A 17814-nucleotide genomic window follows, 5' to 3' on the forward strand; every position below is an offset into this window, starting at 1 on the left:
ATCTCGACCGGACGTGGTGCCCCGGAGGTGTCCGAAATGGAAGGACTAGTCGAGGTCGTTGCGCTCGAGGCGGGAGGTGTCGGCGACGCCCGTGCGGAAGGCGGCGCGCGCCACCATGTGTGCCGAGACGGGTGCGGTCAACAGCTGGAAGAGGGCCACGAGCCCGATGATGGCGAGGGCGCCGGGGTCGCGGATGCGCAGGGCCAGGCCGGCCAGCACCAGGAGCAGGCCGAGGGTCTGCGGCTTGGTGGCTGCGTGCATGCGGGTGAGCACGTCGGGGAAGCGCACCAGGCCGATGGCGGCGATGAGCGCGAGCGCGCTGCCGACGAGCAGCAGGGCTCCGGACACGATGTCGACGATCAGGGACGTGGTCATGGGTCCTCCGGGGGTGCGTCGATGTCGCGTGCGGCGAACCGCGCGATGCTGACCGAGCCGAGGAAGCCCACGAGCGCCAGGGCCAGCAGCACGGGGGCGGTGTCGACGTGACCGCTGATGGCGGCCTCGACCCCCACGGCGGACAGGCAGGCGGCGACGAAGACGTCTGCGGCGACGGTGCGGTCGAGCATCGTCGGGCCGCGCACGATCCGGACGAGGCACAGCACGCCGGTGACGACCAGCATGGTGGCGCAGGCGACGGCGACGGGGATCACGAGGCGGCCTCCTGCACGGTGCGGCGGTAGGCGTCGCGCTCGTCACGGGGGGCCCACGCCTCGACGACGCGACGCTCCTGCTCGTGGACCGCGGCGATGGCCCGCTCGATGCGCTCGGGGGAGCGGGCGTCGAGCACGTGGATGTAGAGCGCCGGCGCCTCCGGGTCGAGCTCGACGAGCAACGAGCCCGGGACCAGGGAGACCAGCTCGGCCGTGGCGGTGAGCAGCAGCTCCGAGCGGGTCACCAGCGGCACGCGCACGACTGCGCTCGGCGGCGGTGCGGACGGACGGACGGCGAGCCAGGCCACCTGCACCGACGCGCGCAGCATGTCGGCGGCGAACCGGAGGACCAGGGTGGTCGTCGGCCACGGTCGCAGCGTCCAGCGCCAGGGTGCCCGCGGGAAGGGGAAGAGCAGCAGCACCAGGACCGACGTGATGAGGCCGCCGAGCACGAGCGTGGGCGTGACGGAGCCCCAGAGCAGGAGCCAGACGACGGTGAGGCCGAGGACGACCCGCCAGCGGGGCATCAGCCGCCACCTCCCAGGACCGCCGTGATGTAGGGGGTGCGCTGCAGCAGCTCGACGGCAGCGGCGTCGGTGACGCCGAACAACGGCCCGGCGAGCACGGTGAGCGCCACGGAGGCGACGACGAGCGCGAGCGTCGGCAGTCCCATGCCGAGGGGGAGCCGCTGCTCCTCGGCCAGGCGCTGCCAGGCCGACGTCGCCTGGAAGCGGGTGTTCACGTCGCCGCCCCCGTGCATCGCACCGTGCGACCACACGTCGGAGCCGTCGTCGACCACGGACTGGGCCAGGTCGTCGTCGACCGGCTGCCAGAAGGCGCGGTTCCAGACCTTGGCGATGGCGTAGAGCGTGAGGAGGCTGACCGCGACGCTGGCCACCACGGCCGTGACCGCGAGCCAGTCGCCCGCCTCGATGCCGGCGCGTCCGAGCGCGACCTTGCCGAGGAAGCCCGAGAAGGGTGGGATGCCGGCCAGGTTCATCGCCGGCACGAAGAAGGCGACGGCCAGGATCGGCGCCGACCGTGCCAGCCCGCCGAGCCGGTCGAGGTTGGTGGTGCCGGTGCGGTACTCGATCAGTCCGGCCAGCAGGAAGAGCGCCGTCTGCACGGTGATGTGGTGCGCGATGTAGTAGACCGCGCCCGACAGCGCCAGCTCCGTGCCGAGCGCGACGCCGAGCAGCATGTAGCCGATGTGGCTGACGAGCGTGAACGACAGGATGCGCTTGATGTCGGTCTGCGCGACCGCGCCCAGGATGCCCACCACCATCGTGAGGATCGCTGCCGTCAGCAGCAGGGGTCTCATCGAGTCGTCGGGGAACAGCAGGGTCTGGGTGCGCACGATCGCGTACACGCCGACCTTGGTGAGCAGTCCGGCGAACACGGCGGTGACCGGGGCGGGCGCGGTGGGGTAGGAGTCCGGCAGCCAGGCCGACAGCGGGAACACCGCGGCCTTGATGCAGAACACCGTGAGCAGCAGCAGCTGCAGCATGTGGGCGACCGCCGGGTCCAGCTCACCGAGCCGCTGCGAGAGCTGCGCGAAGTTCACCGTGCCGGTCGCGGCGTACACGCACGCGATGGCGATGAGGAAGACGACCGACGACAGCAGGCTGACGACGATGTACACCGTGCCCGCCCGGATGCGCGCCTCCGTGCCGCCCAGCGTGATGAGCACGTAGCTGGCGGCCAGCAGCACCTCGAAGCCGACGAACAGGTTGAACAGGTCGGCGGAGAGGAACGCGTTGGAGACGCCCGCGCTCAGCACCAGGTAGGTGGGGTGGAACACCGAGAGCGGGGTGTCGCGCCCGTACTCGACGATGCCCTGGCCGAAGGAGTACAGCAGCACGGCGAGGGTGACGACCGACGAGACCAGCAGCATGAGCGCCGAGAGCCGGTCCGCGACCAGCGTGATGCCGATCTCCGGTCCCCAGCCGGCCAGCGTGAGCGCCTGGGGTCCCTGCGTGTCGGCGCGCACCAGCAGGGTGGCGGCGGTGGCGACGACGGACGCGAGCACCGCGACGCTGACGATCCGCTGGGCGCGGGCGGAGCGGCCGAGCACGAGGCAGAGGCCGGCGCCGAGCAGGGGGAGCAGCACGGGCAGGACGACGAGCTGGGTCACGAGTCGGCCCCTTCCTCGTCGGGGACGCTGGTCTCGGGCTCGTCGAACGTCCCGGACGTCTCGTCGGCCTCGGCCCGGCGGCGCACGAGGTCGTCCTCCACGTCGTCCTTCACGTCGTCGCTGCCGGACAGCTGCCAGGAGCGGTAGGCGAGGGCCAGGCCGAACGCGCTGACGCCGAGGGTGATGACGATGGCGGTCAGGGCCATGGCCTGGGGGAGGGGGTCGGTGATGTCCTCGCGGCCGACGATCGGCGGCGCCCCGCTCGGTCCGGAGGCCACGAGGAACAGCAGGTTCACGCCGTTGCCGACCATGACGAACCCGACGAGGATCCGGCTCAGGCTGCGCTCGAGCATCAGCGTCGTGCCGCAGCCGACGAGCACGGCGATGGCGATCACGAGGGCCAGGTCCACGCTCATGTCGTCATCCCCGTGCCCTTCGCGTCGCTCGTGCACTCCTCGGACAGCCCGGAGTCGGTGTGGCCCTGCTCGCCGTGCCGGTCGATGCCACCGCCGAGGCTGCGCAGCACGTCGAGCGCGAGGCCGATGACGACGAGGTAGACGCCGACGTCGAAGGCCACCGAGGTGACCACGTGGACGTCGCCGAGGAGCGGGACGGGGATGTCGAAGACACCGCTCTGGAAGGTGTTGGCACCCACGAGCAGTGGCACGAGCCCGGACAGGGCGGCGATGGCCAGGCCCGAGCCGAGCACGACGCCGGCGTCGACGGGCGCGGCGGCGTCGAGCTCGCGGCGACCGCCGGCGAGGTAGCGCACGGCGAGCGCCAGTCCTGCGACGAGCCCGCCCGCGAACCCGCCGCCGGGCGTGTAGTGGCCGGTGAACATGAGGTACACCGAGAAGATCATCAGCACGGGGAACACCGCGCGGGCCACCACCTCGAAGACGACGGAGCGGCGCTCGATGTCGAGGGAGGCCGCGCCGGGCAGCCAGTCCTCGCGCTCGTCCGTGGCGCTGGGGCGCGCCCGACGGGTCTCGCGGTGGGACTGGGCCCGGTCGGTGATGAGGAAGATGAGGCTCGCGATGCCGGTGGCGGCCACGACGAGCACGGCCAGCTCGCCGAAGGTGTCCCACACGCGGATGTCGACGAGCGTGATGTTGACGATGTTCTCGCCGCCGCCGAAGTCGTAGGCCGGACCCTCGAACGCCCGCCCGACCGGCGACGCGGTGCGGGCGTTCGCCGCGACCACGGCGTACGCGGCCACGGCCAGGCCGGCCGTGGCGCCGATCGCGATGCGCACCCGGCGGGCCGCGGTGAACGGCCGGTCGGAGAAGAACGGCGTGAAGCGGCGCAGCACCAGCACGAAGGTGACCAGCGCGAAGGTCTCCACGAGGACCTGGGTGAGCGCGAGGTCGGGGGCGCCGTGCAGCACGAACAGCAGGGCCGTGCCGTAGCCGGTGACGCCGAGCATCAGCACGGCACGGAGGCGTCGGCGGGAGCGGACCGTGAGCAGCGCGGCGCCACAGACGAGGGCCGCCGTGGCGATGCGTAGCGCGTCGTCGGGCTCGAAGGCACCGCCGTCGCCGACGGAGATCGACGGTGAGCCCCACGCCCTGATGGCGGCGCTGCCGGGGAGGAGCACGAGCACCACGAGCACGACACCCAGGTAGACCGGGAGAGAGCCGCGCTGCGTGAAGCCCGTGACCTCGACGCTCGCGCGGTCGACGCCGCGCACGACCGCGTGGTAGCTGCGCTCGGCGTCGGGCAGGTGCAGCCGACGCACGAGCGTCTCCTGCAGGTGCGCGACGGGTCGGCGGAGCAGCCAGAGGGCGATGCCGCCGACGACGGCGGCGACCGACAGCCACAGCGCCGGGGTGAACCCGTGCCAGAGGGTCAGGACGGGCTCGTGGGCGCCGGCGCCGAACGCCTCGGCGTAGGACTCGATCCGCGGCGTCAGGAGGGGACCGGCCACGCCACCGGCGACCGTGAGGACGGACAAGATCACGGGAGATGCCTGGAACCAGGGTCCCGGTGCCGCGACGTCGGTGGGGGTGACGTCCTTGGTGCCGAACGTGCCCCACACGAAGCGTGCCGTGTACGCCACCGTGAGGACCGACCCGACCACCAGTCCCACGAGCGAGACCGTGCCCCAGACGCCGATGCCCGCGTCCTCGCCGAGGTCGACGAACGCCGCGAGCGCGGCCTCCTTCGCCGTGAACCCGAGCAGCGGGGGCAGCCCGGCCATCGACGCCGCGGCCACGAGCGTGACGACGAACAGGACGGGCATGGAACGGGCGAGTCCGCTGAGCTCCCGCAGGTCGCGCGTGCCGGTGCTGCGGTCGACGATGCCGACCACGAGGAAGAGGGTGGACTTGAACAGCGCGTGCCCGAGCACGAGCGAGAGACCGGCGAACGCGGCCGACCGGGTGCCGGCCCCGGCCACCGCGACCAGGAAGCCGAGCTGGCTCACGGTGCCGTAGGCGAGCAGCAGCTTGACGTCGTGCTGGCGCAGGGCGCGCAGCCCGCCGATGATCATCGTCATGATGCCGAGGGTGAGCAGCACGGGCCGCCAGCCGGGGGTGTCGGCGAACGCGGGGGCCAGGAGCAGCACCAGGAACACGCCGGCCTTCACCATGGCCGCCGCGTGGAGGTAGGCGCTCACCGGCGTGGGCGCCGCCATGGCTCCCGGGAGCCAGAAGTGGAACGGGACGAGTGCCGACTTGCTGAGCGCGCCGACGAGCAGCAGCGCAACCGCGGCCGTGACGGCCGGGCCCGACGGCGGGTCGGCGACGATCTCGCTGAGCCGAGCCGTCCCGGTCTGGGCGTGCAGCACGAACAGGCCCACGAGCATGGCAAGCCCGCCGAACGTGGTCACGAGCAGCGCGTTCATGGCCGCCCGGCGGTTGGCCCGGCGCTCGGGGTTGTGCCCGATCAGCAGGTACGACAGCACCGTCGTGAGCTCCCAGAACACGAACAGCACGTACATGTTGTCGGACAGGACCAGTCCGAGCATCGACCCGGCGAAGGCGGTGAGCACGCCGGAGAACCGCCAGATCTCGGGATCGCCCTGGCGGAAGTACCAGCCGCAGTAGAGCAGCACCAGTGCACCGACGCCCGTGACCACCAGTGACATCAGTGCCGTGAGGGGGTCGATCAGCAGGTCGACGTCGACACCGAGCGAGGGGATCCAGCTCCAGCGCTCGACGATCGGGTCGCTCGTGCCCGAGCTCACGTCGAGCGCCCGTGGCAGCAGGTACGCGAAGGACGCGGCCGGAACGAGGGCCAGCACGACGAAGGCGCGACGGTCGAGGAACCTGACCAGGAGAGGGGCTCCCGCTGCGGCGACGAGGTGCAGCGCGAGGAGCCCGATCATTCTGACCCCACCCTATCGGGAGGTCCCGCATGGCGGCACGCCGTACCGTGGCCCCATGATCGACTGGGGCGTCGCGCAGGGCACGGCGACGAAGCTGTCACGTCCGGGGCCCGACCTGTCGCCGGCGGAGGCCGACGACGTCGTCGGCGAGCTGCGGGAGGCGGCGGCCCGGTCCACCGGCCCGGTCCGCGAGTTCTCCGACCTCCACGCACCCGACACCGTCCAGGCGCAGGCGCCGGTGCTCGTGGTCGACCGGCCTCGATGGATCGAGGCAAACCTCGGCACCTTCGAGGTGCTCATGGACCCGGTCGTGGCCCGCATCGAGGCGGGGCGGCCGCGCAGCGGTCTGGCCCACGCCGTCGGCAGCCGGGTGAGCGGTGCCGAGATCGGCGGACTGGTGGCACTGCTGTCGGGCAAGGTGCTGGGCCAGTTCGACCCGTTCTGGACCGGGCCGCGCGGCGAGGGCGGCCGGCTGCTGCTCGTCGCGCCGAACATCGTCCACGTGGAGCGCTCGCTCGACGTCGACCCGCACGACTTCCGGCTGTGGGTGTGCCTGCACGAGGAGACCCACCGGGTGCAGTTCACGGCCGTGCCGTGGATGCGCGACCACCTCCGCGGCCTGATCGACGAGCTGACCGCCGCCACGGACCTCGACTCCGAGGCCGTGCAGCGCTTCCTCACCGAGGGTGTGGGCGAGCTGGTCAAGGTCCTGCGGGGCACCTCCGACGCCTCTCTCGCCGAGCTGTTCCAGAACGAGCGGCAGAAGGCCGTCGTCGACCGGATCACCGGTGTCATGTCGCTGCTCGAGGGCCACGCCGACGTCGTCATGGACGGCGTGGGGCCCGACGTGATCCCGTCGGTCGCCACGATCCGCAAGCGGTTCGACCAGCGACGTCAGGGCGGCGGCGGGCTCGACCGGGTGCTGCGGCGTCTGCTGGGCCTGGAGTCCAAGATGCGTCAGTACCGCGACGGGGCCGTGTTCGTCCGCGAGGTCAACGAGAAGGTCGGGCTGTCGGGCTTCAACGCGGTGTGGGAACGGCCGGAGAACCTGCCCGACCGGGCCGAGATCCTCGACCCCGCCGCCTGGGTGGCGCGGGTGCACGGCTGAGCGACGGGCCGGGAGCCGCGGCGTGAGGCTGCTCGACGCGGAAGCGCGTGGTCGAGCGGGCGTGCGCGACGTCCTCGCCGACGTCGCACCGGACGCACCGGTGGTGCTCGGCGTCTCCGGCGGGGCCGACTCGCTCGCGCTGGCGGTCTGCGCCGCGTTCGTGGCCGACCGTGACGACCGACGTGCGCGCGTCGTGGTGGTCGACCACGGTCTCCAGGACGGGTCGGACGCGGTGGCGGCCCGTGCCGTCGAGCAGGTGCGCTCGCTCGGCCTGCCCGGCGGCGCGGTCCGTGTGCAGGTGGGGACCGTCGGCGGGCCCGAGGCCGCAGCGCGTGCGGCACGCCGGGCGGCCCTGCTCGAAGCCGCGGGTGGCGACGGCGTGGTGCTGCTGGCGCACACCCTGGACGACCAGGCCGAGACCGTGCTGCTCGGACTGGGCCGGGGCTCGGGGCCGCGCTCGCTCGCCGGCATGGCAGCGCGCGACGGGCGCTGGCGTCGGCCGTTCCTCGGTCTGCGCCGGTCCGACACCGAGGCGGTGTGCCGCGCCCACGACCTGGTCTGGTGGACCGACCCGCACAACGCCGACCCCGCCTACCGTCGTGCCAGGCTCCGCCACGAGGTGCTTCCCCTGCTCGACGACGTGCTGGGCTCGGGGGTGCCGGAGGCGCTCGCCCGCACCGCCGACCAGCTGCGTCACGACACGACGCTGCTCGACGAGCTGGCGGGCCAGGTCGAGGACGCCGCCGACGTCGCGACGCTCGTGGCTCTCCCGCCTGCGCTGCGGTCCCGGGTGCTCCGCCGACTCGCGCTCGAGGCCGGCGCCGTCCCCGGGGAGCTCGGTTCGGTCCACCTCGCCGCGCTCGACCGTCTCGTCACCGACTGGCACGGCCAGGACCGGGTCGAGCTGCCCGGTCACGTCGCGCTGACGCGGACGGCAGGCCGGCTCCACCGGATCGGCGGCGGTCCCTGATCCGATCGGGGCGGTCCTCGTCCGTTGCCGAGGGGTGCTGTGGCAGGCTGAGTCCGTGGACATCCAGCACGTCGAGTCCGACCTCGACCTCGACCAGACCCTGTTCACCGAGGAGCAGATCGTCGCGCGGCTGCGCGAGATCGCGCGCCAGGTCGAGACGGACTACGCCGGTCGCGACCTGCTCCTGGTCGGCGTGCTCAAGGGCGCCGTCATGGTGATGGCCGACCTCGCGCGCAGCTTCGACCGCCACGTCGAGATGGACTGGATGGCGGTCTCGTCCTACGGCTCCGGCACCACGTCGTCCGGCGTGGTCCGCATCCTCAAGGACCTCGACACCGACATCTCGGGCCGTGACGTCCTCATCGTCGAGGACATCATCGACACCGGCCTGACGCTGTCGTGGCTCGTGACCAACCTGCGTTCCCGCGGTCCGGCCTCGGTCGAGATCGCCACGCTCCTGCGCAAGCCCGACGCGCTGCAGATGGACGTCGACGTGAAGTACGTCGGCTTCGACATCCCCAACGCGTTCGTCGTGGGCTACGGCCTGGACTACTCCGAGCAGTACCGCAACCTGCGCAGCATCGGGACGCTGGCGCCCCACGTGTACTCCTGAGAGCACGTCCCGATCCAGCGGGAACGTCACGGTTCGCGTGAGCGTTCTGCCAGTACGGGATCGGCAGGTCGGACTTCGTCCTGACGTGTACGGTTCCTGTGTCGGCGGCGAGGGCCGCCGACCGAGCACACGAGGAGGAGTGGGCCCCGCCGGCCCGTGTCCATGAACGCCAAGCGCCTGTTCCGCGGTCCCTGGGTCTGGATCGTCCTCATCCTCGTCCTCGTCGTCGTCACCCTCCAGTTCTCCGGGCGGGCCGACGGCTTCAAGGAGGTCCGCACGGCCACCATGGTCGGCTACCTCGACGACGGCACGATCTCGGAGATGACCTTCGTCGAGGGTGACCAGGAGATCCAGGCGACCCTCGACGACGGCACCAAGGTGCGCGCGAAGTTCCTCGCCGGCCAGGGCGACCGCCTCGTCGAGAAGGCCGAGGCCGAGGTCGTCGACAAGAAGCTCAAGACCTTCGACGTCAAGGTCCCCACCACCGGGTTCCTCACCTACCTCGCCAGCTCGATCCTGCCGATCCTGCTCCTGGTCGGTCTCTTCCTGTTCATCATGACCCGCTTCCAGGGCGGCGGCGGTGGCGTCATGAAGTTCGCCAAGTCGCGCGCGAAGCTCATCACGAAGGACACCCCGCAGACCACCTTCGCCGACGTCGCGGGCTGCGACGAGGCCATCGAGGAGCTCGGCGAGATCAAGGAGTTCCTGTCGGAGCCGGCCAAGTTCCAGGCCGTCGGCGCCAAGATCCCCAAGGGCGTGCTGCTCTACGGCCCGCCCGGCACCGGCAAGACGCTGCTGGCCCGCGCCGTGGCCGGCGAGGCCGGCGTGCCGTTCTACTCCATCTCCGGCTCCGACTTCGTCGAGATGTTCGTGGGCGTGGGCGCCAGCCGCGTGCGCGACCTGTTCGAGCAGGCCAAGGAGAACGCCCCGGCGATCGTCTTCATCGACGAGATCGACGCGGTCGGCCGCCACCGCGGCACCGGCATGGGCGGCGGCCACGACGAGCGCGAGCAGACCCTCAACCAGCTGCTCGTCGAGATGGACGGCTTCGACGTGCGCGGCGGCGTCATCCTGATCGCGGCCACCAACCGGCCCGACGTGCTCGACCCCGCCCTGCTGCGTCCCGGCCGCTTCGACCGCCAGATCGGCGTGGAGGCCCCCGACCTCAAGGGTCGCGAGACGATCCTCAAGGTGCACGCCCGCGGCAAGCCGATCGGCCCCGACGTCGACCTCGAGAGCGTGGCCCGACGCACCCCCGGCTTCAGCGGCGCCGACCTCGCCAACGTGCTCAACGAGGCCGCCCTGCTCACGGCGCGCAACAGCGACAAGGTCATCACCGACGCCACGCTCGACGAAGCCATCGACCGCGTCATGGCCGGTCCGCAGAAGCGCACGCGCTTGATGAACGAGAAGGAGCGGCTGGTCACGGCCTACCACGAGGGCGGACACGCCCTGGTGGCCGCGGCGCTCCCGCAGAGCGACCCGGTGCACAAGATCACGATCCTGCCCCGTGGCCGCGCCCTCGGCTACACGATGGTCCTGCCCGACGAGGACAAGTACAGCCAGACGCGCGCGGAGCTGCAGGACAAGCTGGCGTACATGCTCGGTGGCCGCGCGGCGGAGGAGCTGGTCTTCCACGACCCGACCACCGGCGCGGGCAACGACATCGAGAAGGCCACGGGCCTGGCCCGGGCCATGGTCACCCAGTACGGCATGAGCGAGCGCGTGGGCGCCATCAAGCTGGGCAGCGACAACAGCCAGCCCTTCCTCGGGGGTGGCATGGGCATGGGCCACACCCGCGACTACTCCGAGCGGGTGGCCGCCGTGGTCGACGAGGAGGTCTCCTCGCTCATCGCCCACGCCCACCAGGAGGCGTTCGACATCCTCGCGGAGAACCGCGACGTTCTCGACTCCCTCGTCCTGGAGCTCATGGAGAGGGAGACCCTCGACAAGCGCGAGGTCGCCCGCATCTTCGAGCCGCTGCGCCGGCGCGAGGTGCGTCCGGCGTGGACCGGCTCGGACACGCGGCAGCCGTCGGACCAGCCCCCGGTCGAGGCGCCGGAGGCGGCACGGCTCAAGGAGCCCGAGACCGAGGGCATCGTCGTCGGTCCCGACACCGGCCCGGACGCACCGCCGCCGGACGATCCCACCCCGCAGGGCCCGGTCGGGCCGGCGTGAGGACGAGGACAGCATGAGCGTCGACGTCGAGCGCGCCGCAGCGGCGGTGCGCGAGCTGCTGATCGCCGTCGGGGAGGACCCCGACCGTGACGGCCTGAAGGAGACCCCGGACCGCGTGGCCCGGTCGTACGCCGAGCTGCTGGCCGGTCTCGACCAGGACCCGCGCGAGGTCCTCACGGCCACGTTCGACGTCGGTCACGACGAGCTGGTGCTCGTGAAGGACATCGAGCTGTGGTCGATGTGCGAGCACCACCTGGTGCCGTTCACCGGGGTCGCGCACGTGGGCTACATCCCGCGATCCGACGGATTCGTCACCGGCCTGTCCAAGCTGGCCCGGCTCGTCGACGTCTTCGCCCGTCGGCCCCAGGTGCAGGAGCGGCTCACCACCCAGATCGCCGACGCCCTCACCGAGGTGCTGGAACCGCGCGGCGTGATCGTCGTGATCGAGGCCGAGCACCTGTGCATGACCATGCGCGGCGTCCGCAAGGGCGGCGCCCGGACGGTCACCAGCGCCGTGCGCGGACAGCTGCGCGACCCCGCCACCCGGGCCGAGGCGATGGGGCTCATCACGAGCGGTGGCGCTCGGTGACCGGGGCCTGCTGATGGGGCTCGCACCCGCACAGGTGCTGGAGCCCATCGGGCGGTGCCGGGTCATGGGCGTCGTCAACGTGACGCCCGACTCGTTCTCCGACGGCGGACGCTGGTTCGACCTCGACAGCGCGGTCCGGCACGGGCGTGAGCTGGCCCAGGCCGGCGCCGACCTCGTCGACGTGGGTGGTGAGTCCACGCGCCCCGGCGCGGTGCGCGTCGACCTCGACGAGGAGCTGCGCCGCGTCGTGCCCGTGGTGCGCGAGCTGGCTGCCGACGGCGTGGCCGTCTCGGTCGACACGATGCGCGCCGACGTGGCCGAGGCGGCGCTGGACGCCGGTGCCGTGCTCGTGAACGACGTGTCCGGCGGCCGTGCCGACGCCCGCATGGTGCCGCTCGCCGCCGAGCGCGACGTCCCGCTGGTGCTCATGCACTGGCGCGGCCACGCCGACCGGATGCAGGACCTCACCCACTACGACGACGTCGTCGCCGACGTGGTCGCCGAGCTCTCCGAGCGGGTCGAGGAGGCCCTGGCCGCGGGAGTCGACCGGTCCCGCCTCGTGGTCGACCCCGGTCTCGGCTTCTCCAAGACCGGTGGCCAGAACTGGACCGTGCTCGCCGCGCTCTCCGCCTTCACCGCGCTGGGGCTCCCGATGCTCGTGGCGGCCAGCCGCAAGCGCTTCCTCGGCGAGCTCCTCGCCGACGCCGACGGCACGCTGCGGCCCACCGAGGGTCGGGAGGCGGCCACCGTCGCGCTGTCCACGCTGGCCGCGCAGGCCGGGGCGTGGGCCGTGCGGGTGCACGAGGTGGCCGCGTCGGCCGACGCCGTGCGGGTGGTCGCGCGGATCGCGCAGGAGTCCGTCCCAGGGGGTGTCGACCATGGCCGCTGACGTGCTGGCGCGTCACCGCGCGTTCTACGACGCGGTGGAGTCCGGCGACCTCGACCTCATGAGCTCGCTGTGGGTGGACTCGCCCAGCGCCCTGTGCGTGCACCCCGGCGCCGAGGCCATCGAGGGCACCGACGCGGTGCTGCGCTCGTGGGCGCTCGTCATGGCGAACGTGGAGTACATCCAGTTCTTCCTCACCGACGTCCAGGTGTCCTGGCCGCTGGGCTCCGAGGCCGACCTGGCGCTCGTCACGTGCACCGAGAACATCCTCTCGGGGGAGGGCACCGAGTCACCGGAGCAGTTCTCCGGCGGCAAGGCGATCTGCACGTCGGTGCTCGTCCGGTCCGGCGGCGTGTGGCGACTGTGGTCGCGGCACGCCTCGCCGGTGCTCGACATCGACCCCGAGGCTCCCGAGGAGCCCGGCATGACGGAACAGCCCTGATGGAGGAGCACTGATGGCATGTCCTGACGGTCTCGACCGCATCGACCTGAGCGGCGTGACGGCCTTCGGCCACCACGGCGTGCTCGAGCACGAGCGCCGGTTCGGCCAGACCTTCGTGGTCGACGTGAGCCTCGGCATCGACCTGGGACCGGCCGGGTCGAGCGACGACCTGACGGCGACCGTCAACTACGCCGAGGTCGCCGAGATGGTCCAGGCCGTGGTCACCGGGGAGCCGGTGGACCTGATTGAGTCCCTCGCCCTCCGTATGGTGGACTGGTGCCTGGCACGTCCGTCCGTGGAATGGGCGAGCGTGACCGTGCACAAGCCCCAAGCGCCCATCGCGGTGACGTTCTCCGACGTCAGCGTGACGATAGAGCGGAGCCACCAGTGACCGAATCGCCCACGCCGTACGTGCTGGACGCCGACACCATGACGGGTGGCATGCGTCCCATCCGCCAGGCCGTCATCGCGATCGGGTCGAACCTGGGCGACCGGCTGAACCGTCTCCAGGGCGCGGTGTCCGCCCTCGAGGACACCCCTGAGGTCCAGGTCGTGTCCGTGTCGTCGGTCTACGAGACCGAGCCGGTCGGCACGCCCGACGGGTCGGGGGCCTTCCTCAACGCCGTCGTGCTCCTCGACACGACCCTCACGGTGCACACGCTGCTCGACCGCGCCCACGCCATCGAGGACGCCTTCGGACGCGAGCGCTCGGAGCCGGGCGCCCCGCGCACCCTCGACGTCGACCTGGTCGTCGTCGGCGACCGCGTCGCCGACGACGAGACCCTCACGCTGCCGCACCCGCGGGCGCACGAGCGTGGCTTCGTGCTCGTCCCGTGGCTCGAGATCGACCCCGAGGGCGAGATCCCCGGCAAGGGATTCGTGGCCGACCTCGTCGGCGACGTCGACACGTCCGGCGTCGTCCGGCGAGAGGATCTCGAGATCCTTCTGTGATGCACGCCGGGCGGACGACCGCCGTCCACGTCGCCGCCCTGGTCGCCGTAGGGCTGCTGCTGGGATCGGTCGTCCGGCCCGCCTCGTTGCGTCTCGGCCTGTCGCCGCCGCGGCCCGGCTGGCTGGTGGCCGTGCTGCTCCTGGCGCTGGCGGCCCTCGTGGCAGCGGTCGCCTGGAGCACCTGGCAGAGCCTGCACCAGCGCAAGCAGCGGATGACCTCCCAGCACGCCGTGACCCTGCTCGCCATGGCGAAGGCGTGCAGCATCGTCGGGGCGCTCTCGGTGGGCGCCTACGGCGGCTTCGCTCTCTCCTTCGTGCGTGACTGGGACACGATGTTCGGTCAGGACCGGGTGCTGCAGGGGGGCCTCGCCTCCGCCTCCGGCCTCCTCCTCCTCGTCGCAGCGCTCCTGCTCGAGCGCACCCTGCACGTGCCCCAGCCCGACGACGAGGACGACGACGCCCCTCCCGGCGCCGCGACGGCGGCGTAGCTCGGCCGGGTCGCCGGACCACCTTGGAGTGACGCCGATCCGCCCCCATCGGTGGATCCTCAACCGCAGCGCGCGTTCTGATGTTGCGCCACCACCGATGGCGGGGGACGTGGTGGTCATCGGTGGATCCTCAACCGCAGGTCGCGTTCTGATGTTGCGCATCCACCGATGGCGGGGGACGTGGTGGCATCGGTGGATCCTCAACCGCAGCGCGCGTCCTGATGTTGCGCATCCACCGATGGGCGGCGGGGCGTGCTGCTCAGACCAGCGTGGCGCGCAGCGTGTCGAGCCCGACGGAACCGAGGCTCAGGGCCCGGCGGTGGAACTCCTTGAGGTCCGGACCGTGCTCACGGACCCAGGCGTCGCGGACCTGCTCCCAGATGCGCTGGCCGACCTTGTAGCTGGGCGCCTGGCCCGGCCAGCCGAGGTAGCGGTTCACCTCGAAGCGCACGAACGGGGCGTTCATGTTCACGTGCTCGGCCATGAACGCGAAGGCGTGCTCGGCGGTCCAGGGACCGTCGCCGTCGGGACGGGGCAGCTCGAGGTGCACCCCGAGGTCGAGCACCACCCGGGCCGCCCGCATGCGTTGGCCGTCGAGCATGCCGAGCCGGTCGGCGGGGGAGTCGAGGTAGCCCAGGTCGGCCATGAGCCGCTCGGCGTACAACGCCCAGCCCTCGCCGTGTCCGGAGGTCCAGAGGGCCCCGCGACGCCAGGCGTTCAGCTCGGCGGCGTTCCACACCGCATAGCCGCACTGGAGGTGGTGGCCGGGCACGCCCTCGTGGTAGACGGTGGTCAGCTCGCGCCAGGTGTCGAACTCCGTGACACCCTCCGGCACGCTCCACCACATGCGCCCCGGGCGGGCGAAGTCGTCGCTCGGCGGCGTGTAGTAGATGCCGCCCTCCTGGGTGGGCGCGATGCGGCACTCGAGCGAGCGCATGATGTCGGGCACGTCGAAGTGGGTGCGCCCCAGCTCCTCGACGGCGCGGTCGCTCGTCTCCTGCATCCAGGCCTGCAGGGCGTCGGTGCCCACCAGCCGGTGCTCGGGGGAGGACTCGAGGTGCGCGACGGCCTCGGCCACCGACGCTCCGGGCAGGACCTGCTGCGCGACGGCCTCCTGCTCGCGGACCATGCGGTCGAGCTCCTCGAGCCCCCAGTCGTACGTCTCCTCGAGGTCGACGGCCGCGCCCAGGAAGCCGCGCGAGGCGAGGGCGTACCGGTCGCGGCCGCAGGCGTCGCGCTCTCGGGCCGCCGGGGCCAGCTCGTCGGCCAGGAAGGTCGCCAGCTCGGCGTACGCGGCCCGCGCGCCGTCGGCGCCGCGCCGCAGGTCGGCCTGCAGCGACGCCGGCACGGACGCGGACGCGGCGGCGTCGGCCAGCTCGTCGAAGAACGCGCCGGCCTCGGCCTGGCGTCGGGCCTGGTCGACGACCTCGACGACCTGGCGGCGCGCCGGGGTGTCGCCGGCGCGGATCCCGGAGCGCAGCGACTCGGTGTACCCGGCGAGCGCACCCGGCAGGTTCGCGAGGCGGGTGGCGACGCCGGACCAGCCGTCGACGTCGTCGCGCGGCATCAGGTCGAAGACGTCGCGCACGTTCTGCACGGGCGAGGCGATCACGTTGAGGTCGCTGCGCCAAGTGCCGGCGTCGTGCTCCTCGACGTGCAGGTCGAGCACGCGCACGAGCTCCGCGTGCGTGACGACGTCGACGTCGTCACGCGGCTCCACGTGGTCGAGCCGGAGACGCATGGCGCGTGCCGCGTCGGCGTACGCCTCGTGCCCCGACGGCGACAGGTCGGCGTACTCGCCATCGCGTCCCGGCCGGCCGAGGGAGACGTGCCACTCGGGCTCGTGCTCGAGCATCACGTCGAGCCACTCCTCGGCCAGGACGTCGACGGCCGACGGGACCCGCCCCGACCGCTGCGACCCCGACTCCCGCTGCCCCGAGGCGTCAGCCACGACCGACCGCCTTCCTGAGCCGGGCGACGAAGCGCCGCCACCGGGTGTTCTCCAACGACTCGACACGGCGCGCCAGCGCGGCGACCGCGTCGGCGTTGGCGGCGTCGCGGGCCTTCGCGTCGTCGGCCAGGCGCGCGTGGCGGCTGCCCGCCCCGCGCCACGCGGGGTGTGGGAAGGGCGGCTCGTACCGCTGCGGGTGCCGTGTGATGTCGAGGACCATCCCCTCGCGCAGCCACTGCAGGCGTGCGGCCACCTGGTCGAGCCCCGGCGCGGCGAGCGTGTGCACCGCCGGCGGCAGGTCCACCGCGGCGAGGCGTTCGTCGAAGGACTGCGCGCTGGTGCCGGGCGACCACCGGTGGGTGAGGCCGTTGCGCTCCAGGAAGGCGGTGTACCGGGCGAAGCCGGCCGGCAGCTCGGCGTGGAAGGCGTCGAGGTCGGCCGCGGCGTGCAGCTCGTCGGCGTGCAGCCCGGCGGTGGCCTCGTCGAACGCCGACACCACGCGGTGCGGCATGCGGTGGTACTCGGCCAGCTCGAGGGTCCGCGAGTCGTGGGCCAGCAGCACGGCCGGCGTGCCGCCGAGCAGCCCCGCGACGTTGCCGTGGAAGCGCGTGCCGTACACGAAGTCGACCTGGGCGAGGTCGCGGTACCAGGTCCAGGTGTCGAGGTACAGCCGCAGCCGGTCCTGCTGGTAGAGCGGGTGGTGCAGGTGGACGGGCACGGCGGGGTCGTCGACGTGCGGGTGCGGGACGCCCCAGAGCATGGCCCGCAGGTCGTGCGCGTCCTGGCCGACGGCCACGAGGTTCGGGTGCCGCTCGCCCTGCCGGGTGACGAAGTCGCCGATGCCCGGCACCTCGGGCGTGAAGTTGAGGGCCAGGGCCGCGTCGTCGCCGATGGCGGTCACGCGCCGCTCGACGCGGTGGTCCGGCCCCCAGAGGAACAGCGAGGGGCAGCCGATGACGTCGACCACGTCGTCGCCGAACCCGAGGAGTGCCAGGTGGCGTCGCGTGAAGTCGCCGCGTACGCCGATGGAGGCGGAGCGCTCGAGCACGGCGGAGACGAAGCGCCTCACGGGGTCGGCGATCTCGCCCAGGGACTCCGGGCCCTCGCCGTGCGGCGCCTGCGAGCCGATGCCGACCACGGTGACGGGGATGGTGAGCTGCTCGACGAGCTCGGTGAGCGCCGTCAGGTGACGCACGAACTGCGGTCGGAACGCGTTGGCCATCGGCACCACGAGGTGGTCGAACTCGGCGTTGATCCGCTCGGCGTCGCCGGGCTCGGGCGAGCGCCGCTCCGAGAGCGTGCTCGAGCTGACCAGCTCGGTGCCGTCGACGGCCAGGGACCGCCACACCGAGTGCTGGAAGAGGTAGTTGCCGGAGTTGGAGTTGAAGACGTCCTGCGTGAGGGTCGTCTCCGCGCCCACCGGGGTGAACGGGTCCTTGCCGGAGCGGACCAGCAGACGAGGCATGGCGCCAGTCTGTCAGAGGCCGTGCTCACGACGGCGGGGTCGCGCCGCCGTGCCCGAGGAG

18 protein-coding genes are annotated in these 17814 nt (G+C 72.4%); 10 read left to right on the plus strand and 8 right to left on the minus strand.

Translation table 11 applies throughout. The features are described 5' to 3' along the window. Positions 1 to 45: 45 nt before the first annotated feature. Genes mnhG through ASF35_RS05265 form a run of 6 tightly spaced genes read right to left on the minus strand, consistent with a single transcriptional unit; the run spans position 46 to position 6112 of the window. Positions 46 to 375, minus strand: coding sequence for a monovalent cation/H(+) antiporter subunit G (gene mnhG / locus ASF35_RS05240; protein WP_055963831.1), 330 nt, complete (start codon positions 373 to 375; stop codon positions 46 to 48). Beyond that, entirely contained in the window at positions 372 to 650 is a 279-nt protein-coding gene (locus ASF35_RS05245) for a monovalent cation/H+ antiporter complex subunit F (RefSeq protein ID WP_200914374.1), read from the minus strand. The genes mnhG and ASF35_RS05245 overlap by 4 nt, the downstream gene beginning before the upstream one ends. Next, on the minus strand, positions 647 to 1177 hold the full coding sequence (locus tag ASF35_RS05250) for a Na+/H+ antiporter subunit E (protein WP_055963835.1): 531 nt from the start codon (positions 1175 to 1177) through the stop codon (positions 647 to 649). The genes ASF35_RS05245 and ASF35_RS05250 overlap by 4 nt, the downstream gene beginning before the upstream one ends. Next, positions 1177 to 2784 (minus strand): Na+/H+ antiporter subunit D, encoded by a 1608-nt coding sequence (locus tag ASF35_RS05255; RefSeq protein ID WP_055963838.1) that lies wholly within the window; start codon positions 2782 to 2784, stop codon positions 1177 to 1179. The genes ASF35_RS05250 and ASF35_RS05255 overlap by 1 nt, the downstream gene beginning before the upstream one ends. Further along, positions 2781 to 3200 carry a Na(+)/H(+) antiporter subunit C gene (locus tag ASF35_RS05260; protein WP_055963841.1) on the minus strand — a complete coding sequence of 140 codons (420 nt, stop codon included), beginning with the start codon at positions 3198 to 3200 and terminating at the stop codon, positions 2781 to 2783. Before ASF35_RS05260 ends, ASF35_RS05255 begins: the two co-directional genes overlap by 4 nt. Then, the gene (locus ASF35_RS05265; RefSeq protein ID WP_055963844.1) at positions 3197 to 6112 is read right to left on the minus strand and encodes a Na+/H+ antiporter subunit A; all 2916 of its coding nucleotides are present in this window, start codon (positions 6110 to 6112) and stop codon (positions 3197 to 3199) included. The genes ASF35_RS05260 and ASF35_RS05265 overlap by 4 nt, the downstream gene beginning before the upstream one ends. Before the next feature lie 55 nt (positions 6113 to 6167). On the opposite strand from ASF35_RS05265, the gene ASF35_RS05270 reads away from it, so the two are divergent. The 10 genes from ASF35_RS05270 to ASF35_RS05315 all read left to right on the plus strand — a co-directional run bounded on the left by ASF35_RS05270 (position 6168) and on the right by ASF35_RS05315 (position 14337). Continuing rightward, a complete protein-coding gene (locus ASF35_RS05270; RefSeq protein ID WP_055963847.1) occupies positions 6168 to 7220 on the plus strand; it encodes a zinc-dependent metalloprotease in 1053 nt (350 codons plus the stop codon). A 22-nt stretch (positions 7221 to 7242) separates the two neighbouring features. Further along, a complete protein-coding gene (gene tilS / locus ASF35_RS05275; RefSeq protein ID WP_055963850.1) occupies positions 7243 to 8190 on the plus strand; it encodes a tRNA lysidine(34) synthetase TilS in 948 nt (315 codons plus the stop codon). Between the two features lie 61 nt (positions 8191 to 8251). Beyond that, a complete protein-coding gene (hpt, locus tag ASF35_RS05280) occupies positions 8252 to 8803 on the plus strand; it encodes a hypoxanthine phosphoribosyltransferase (protein WP_369797005.1) in 552 nt (183 codons plus the stop codon). 162 nt (positions 8804 to 8965) lie between these two features. Next, positions 8966 to 10981, plus strand: coding sequence for an ATP-dependent zinc metalloprotease FtsH (gene ftsH, locus ASF35_RS05285; RefSeq protein ID WP_082495371.1), 2016 nt, complete (start codon positions 8966 to 8968; stop codon positions 10979 to 10981). A gap of 13 nt (positions 10982 to 10994) precedes the next feature. Further along, positions 10995 to 11570: a GTP cyclohydrolase I FolE gene (folE, locus tag ASF35_RS05290; RefSeq protein ID WP_055963852.1), complete on the plus strand. Its 576-nt coding sequence runs from the start codon at positions 10995 to 10997 to the stop codon at positions 11568 to 11570. Between the two features lie 13 nt (positions 11571 to 11583). Continuing rightward, the gene (gene folP / locus ASF35_RS05295) at positions 11584 to 12459 is read left to right on the plus strand and encodes a dihydropteroate synthase (RefSeq protein ID WP_235493047.1); all 876 of its coding nucleotides are present in this window, start codon (positions 11584 to 11586) and stop codon (positions 12457 to 12459) included. After that, a complete protein-coding gene (locus tag ASF35_RS05300; RefSeq protein WP_055963855.1) occupies positions 12449 to 12898 on the plus strand; it encodes a nuclear transport factor 2 family protein in 450 nt (149 codons plus the stop codon). Before folP ends, ASF35_RS05300 begins: the two co-directional genes overlap by 11 nt. Before the next feature lie 13 nt (positions 12899 to 12911). Then, positions 12912 to 13289 carry a dihydroneopterin aldolase gene (gene folB, locus ASF35_RS05305; RefSeq protein ID WP_055963858.1) on the plus strand — a complete coding sequence of 126 codons (378 nt, stop codon included), beginning with the start codon at positions 12912 to 12914 and terminating at the stop codon, positions 13287 to 13289. After that, complete coding sequence (gene folK, locus ASF35_RS05310; protein ID WP_055963861.1) at positions 13286 to 13849, plus strand: 2-amino-4-hydroxy-6-hydroxymethyldihydropteridine diphosphokinase; 564 nt, start codon at positions 13286 to 13288, stop codon at positions 13847 to 13849. The genes folB and folK overlap by 4 nt, the downstream gene beginning before the upstream one ends. Next, positions 13849 to 14337 carry a DUF3180 family protein gene (locus ASF35_RS05315; RefSeq protein WP_055963865.1) on the plus strand — a complete coding sequence of 163 codons (489 nt, stop codon included), beginning with the start codon at positions 13849 to 13851 and terminating at the stop codon, positions 14335 to 14337. Before folK ends, ASF35_RS05315 begins: the two co-directional genes overlap by 1 nt. Positions 14338 to 14596: 259 nt before the next feature. On the opposite strand, the gene ASF35_RS05320 is transcribed toward ASF35_RS05315, so the two are convergent. Both ASF35_RS05320 and ASF35_RS05325 read right to left on the minus strand, forming a co-directional pair. After that, a complete protein-coding gene (locus ASF35_RS05320) occupies positions 14597 to 16288 on the minus strand; it encodes a DUF885 domain-containing protein (RefSeq protein WP_055963869.1) in 1692 nt (563 codons plus the stop codon). Beyond that, positions 16281 to 17753 carry a polysaccharide pyruvyl transferase family protein gene (locus tag ASF35_RS05325; protein WP_055963872.1) on the minus strand — a complete coding sequence of 491 codons (1473 nt, stop codon included), beginning with the start codon at positions 17751 to 17753 and terminating at the stop codon, positions 16281 to 16283. The genes ASF35_RS05320 and ASF35_RS05325 overlap by 8 nt, the downstream gene beginning before the upstream one ends. Positions 17754 to 17814: the final 61 nt, after the last annotated feature.

It is taken from the genome of Aeromicrobium sp. Leaf291, assembly GCF_001423365.1.
Lineage (GTDB): Bacteria > Actinomycetota > Actinomycetes > Propionibacteriales > Nocardioidaceae > Aeromicrobium.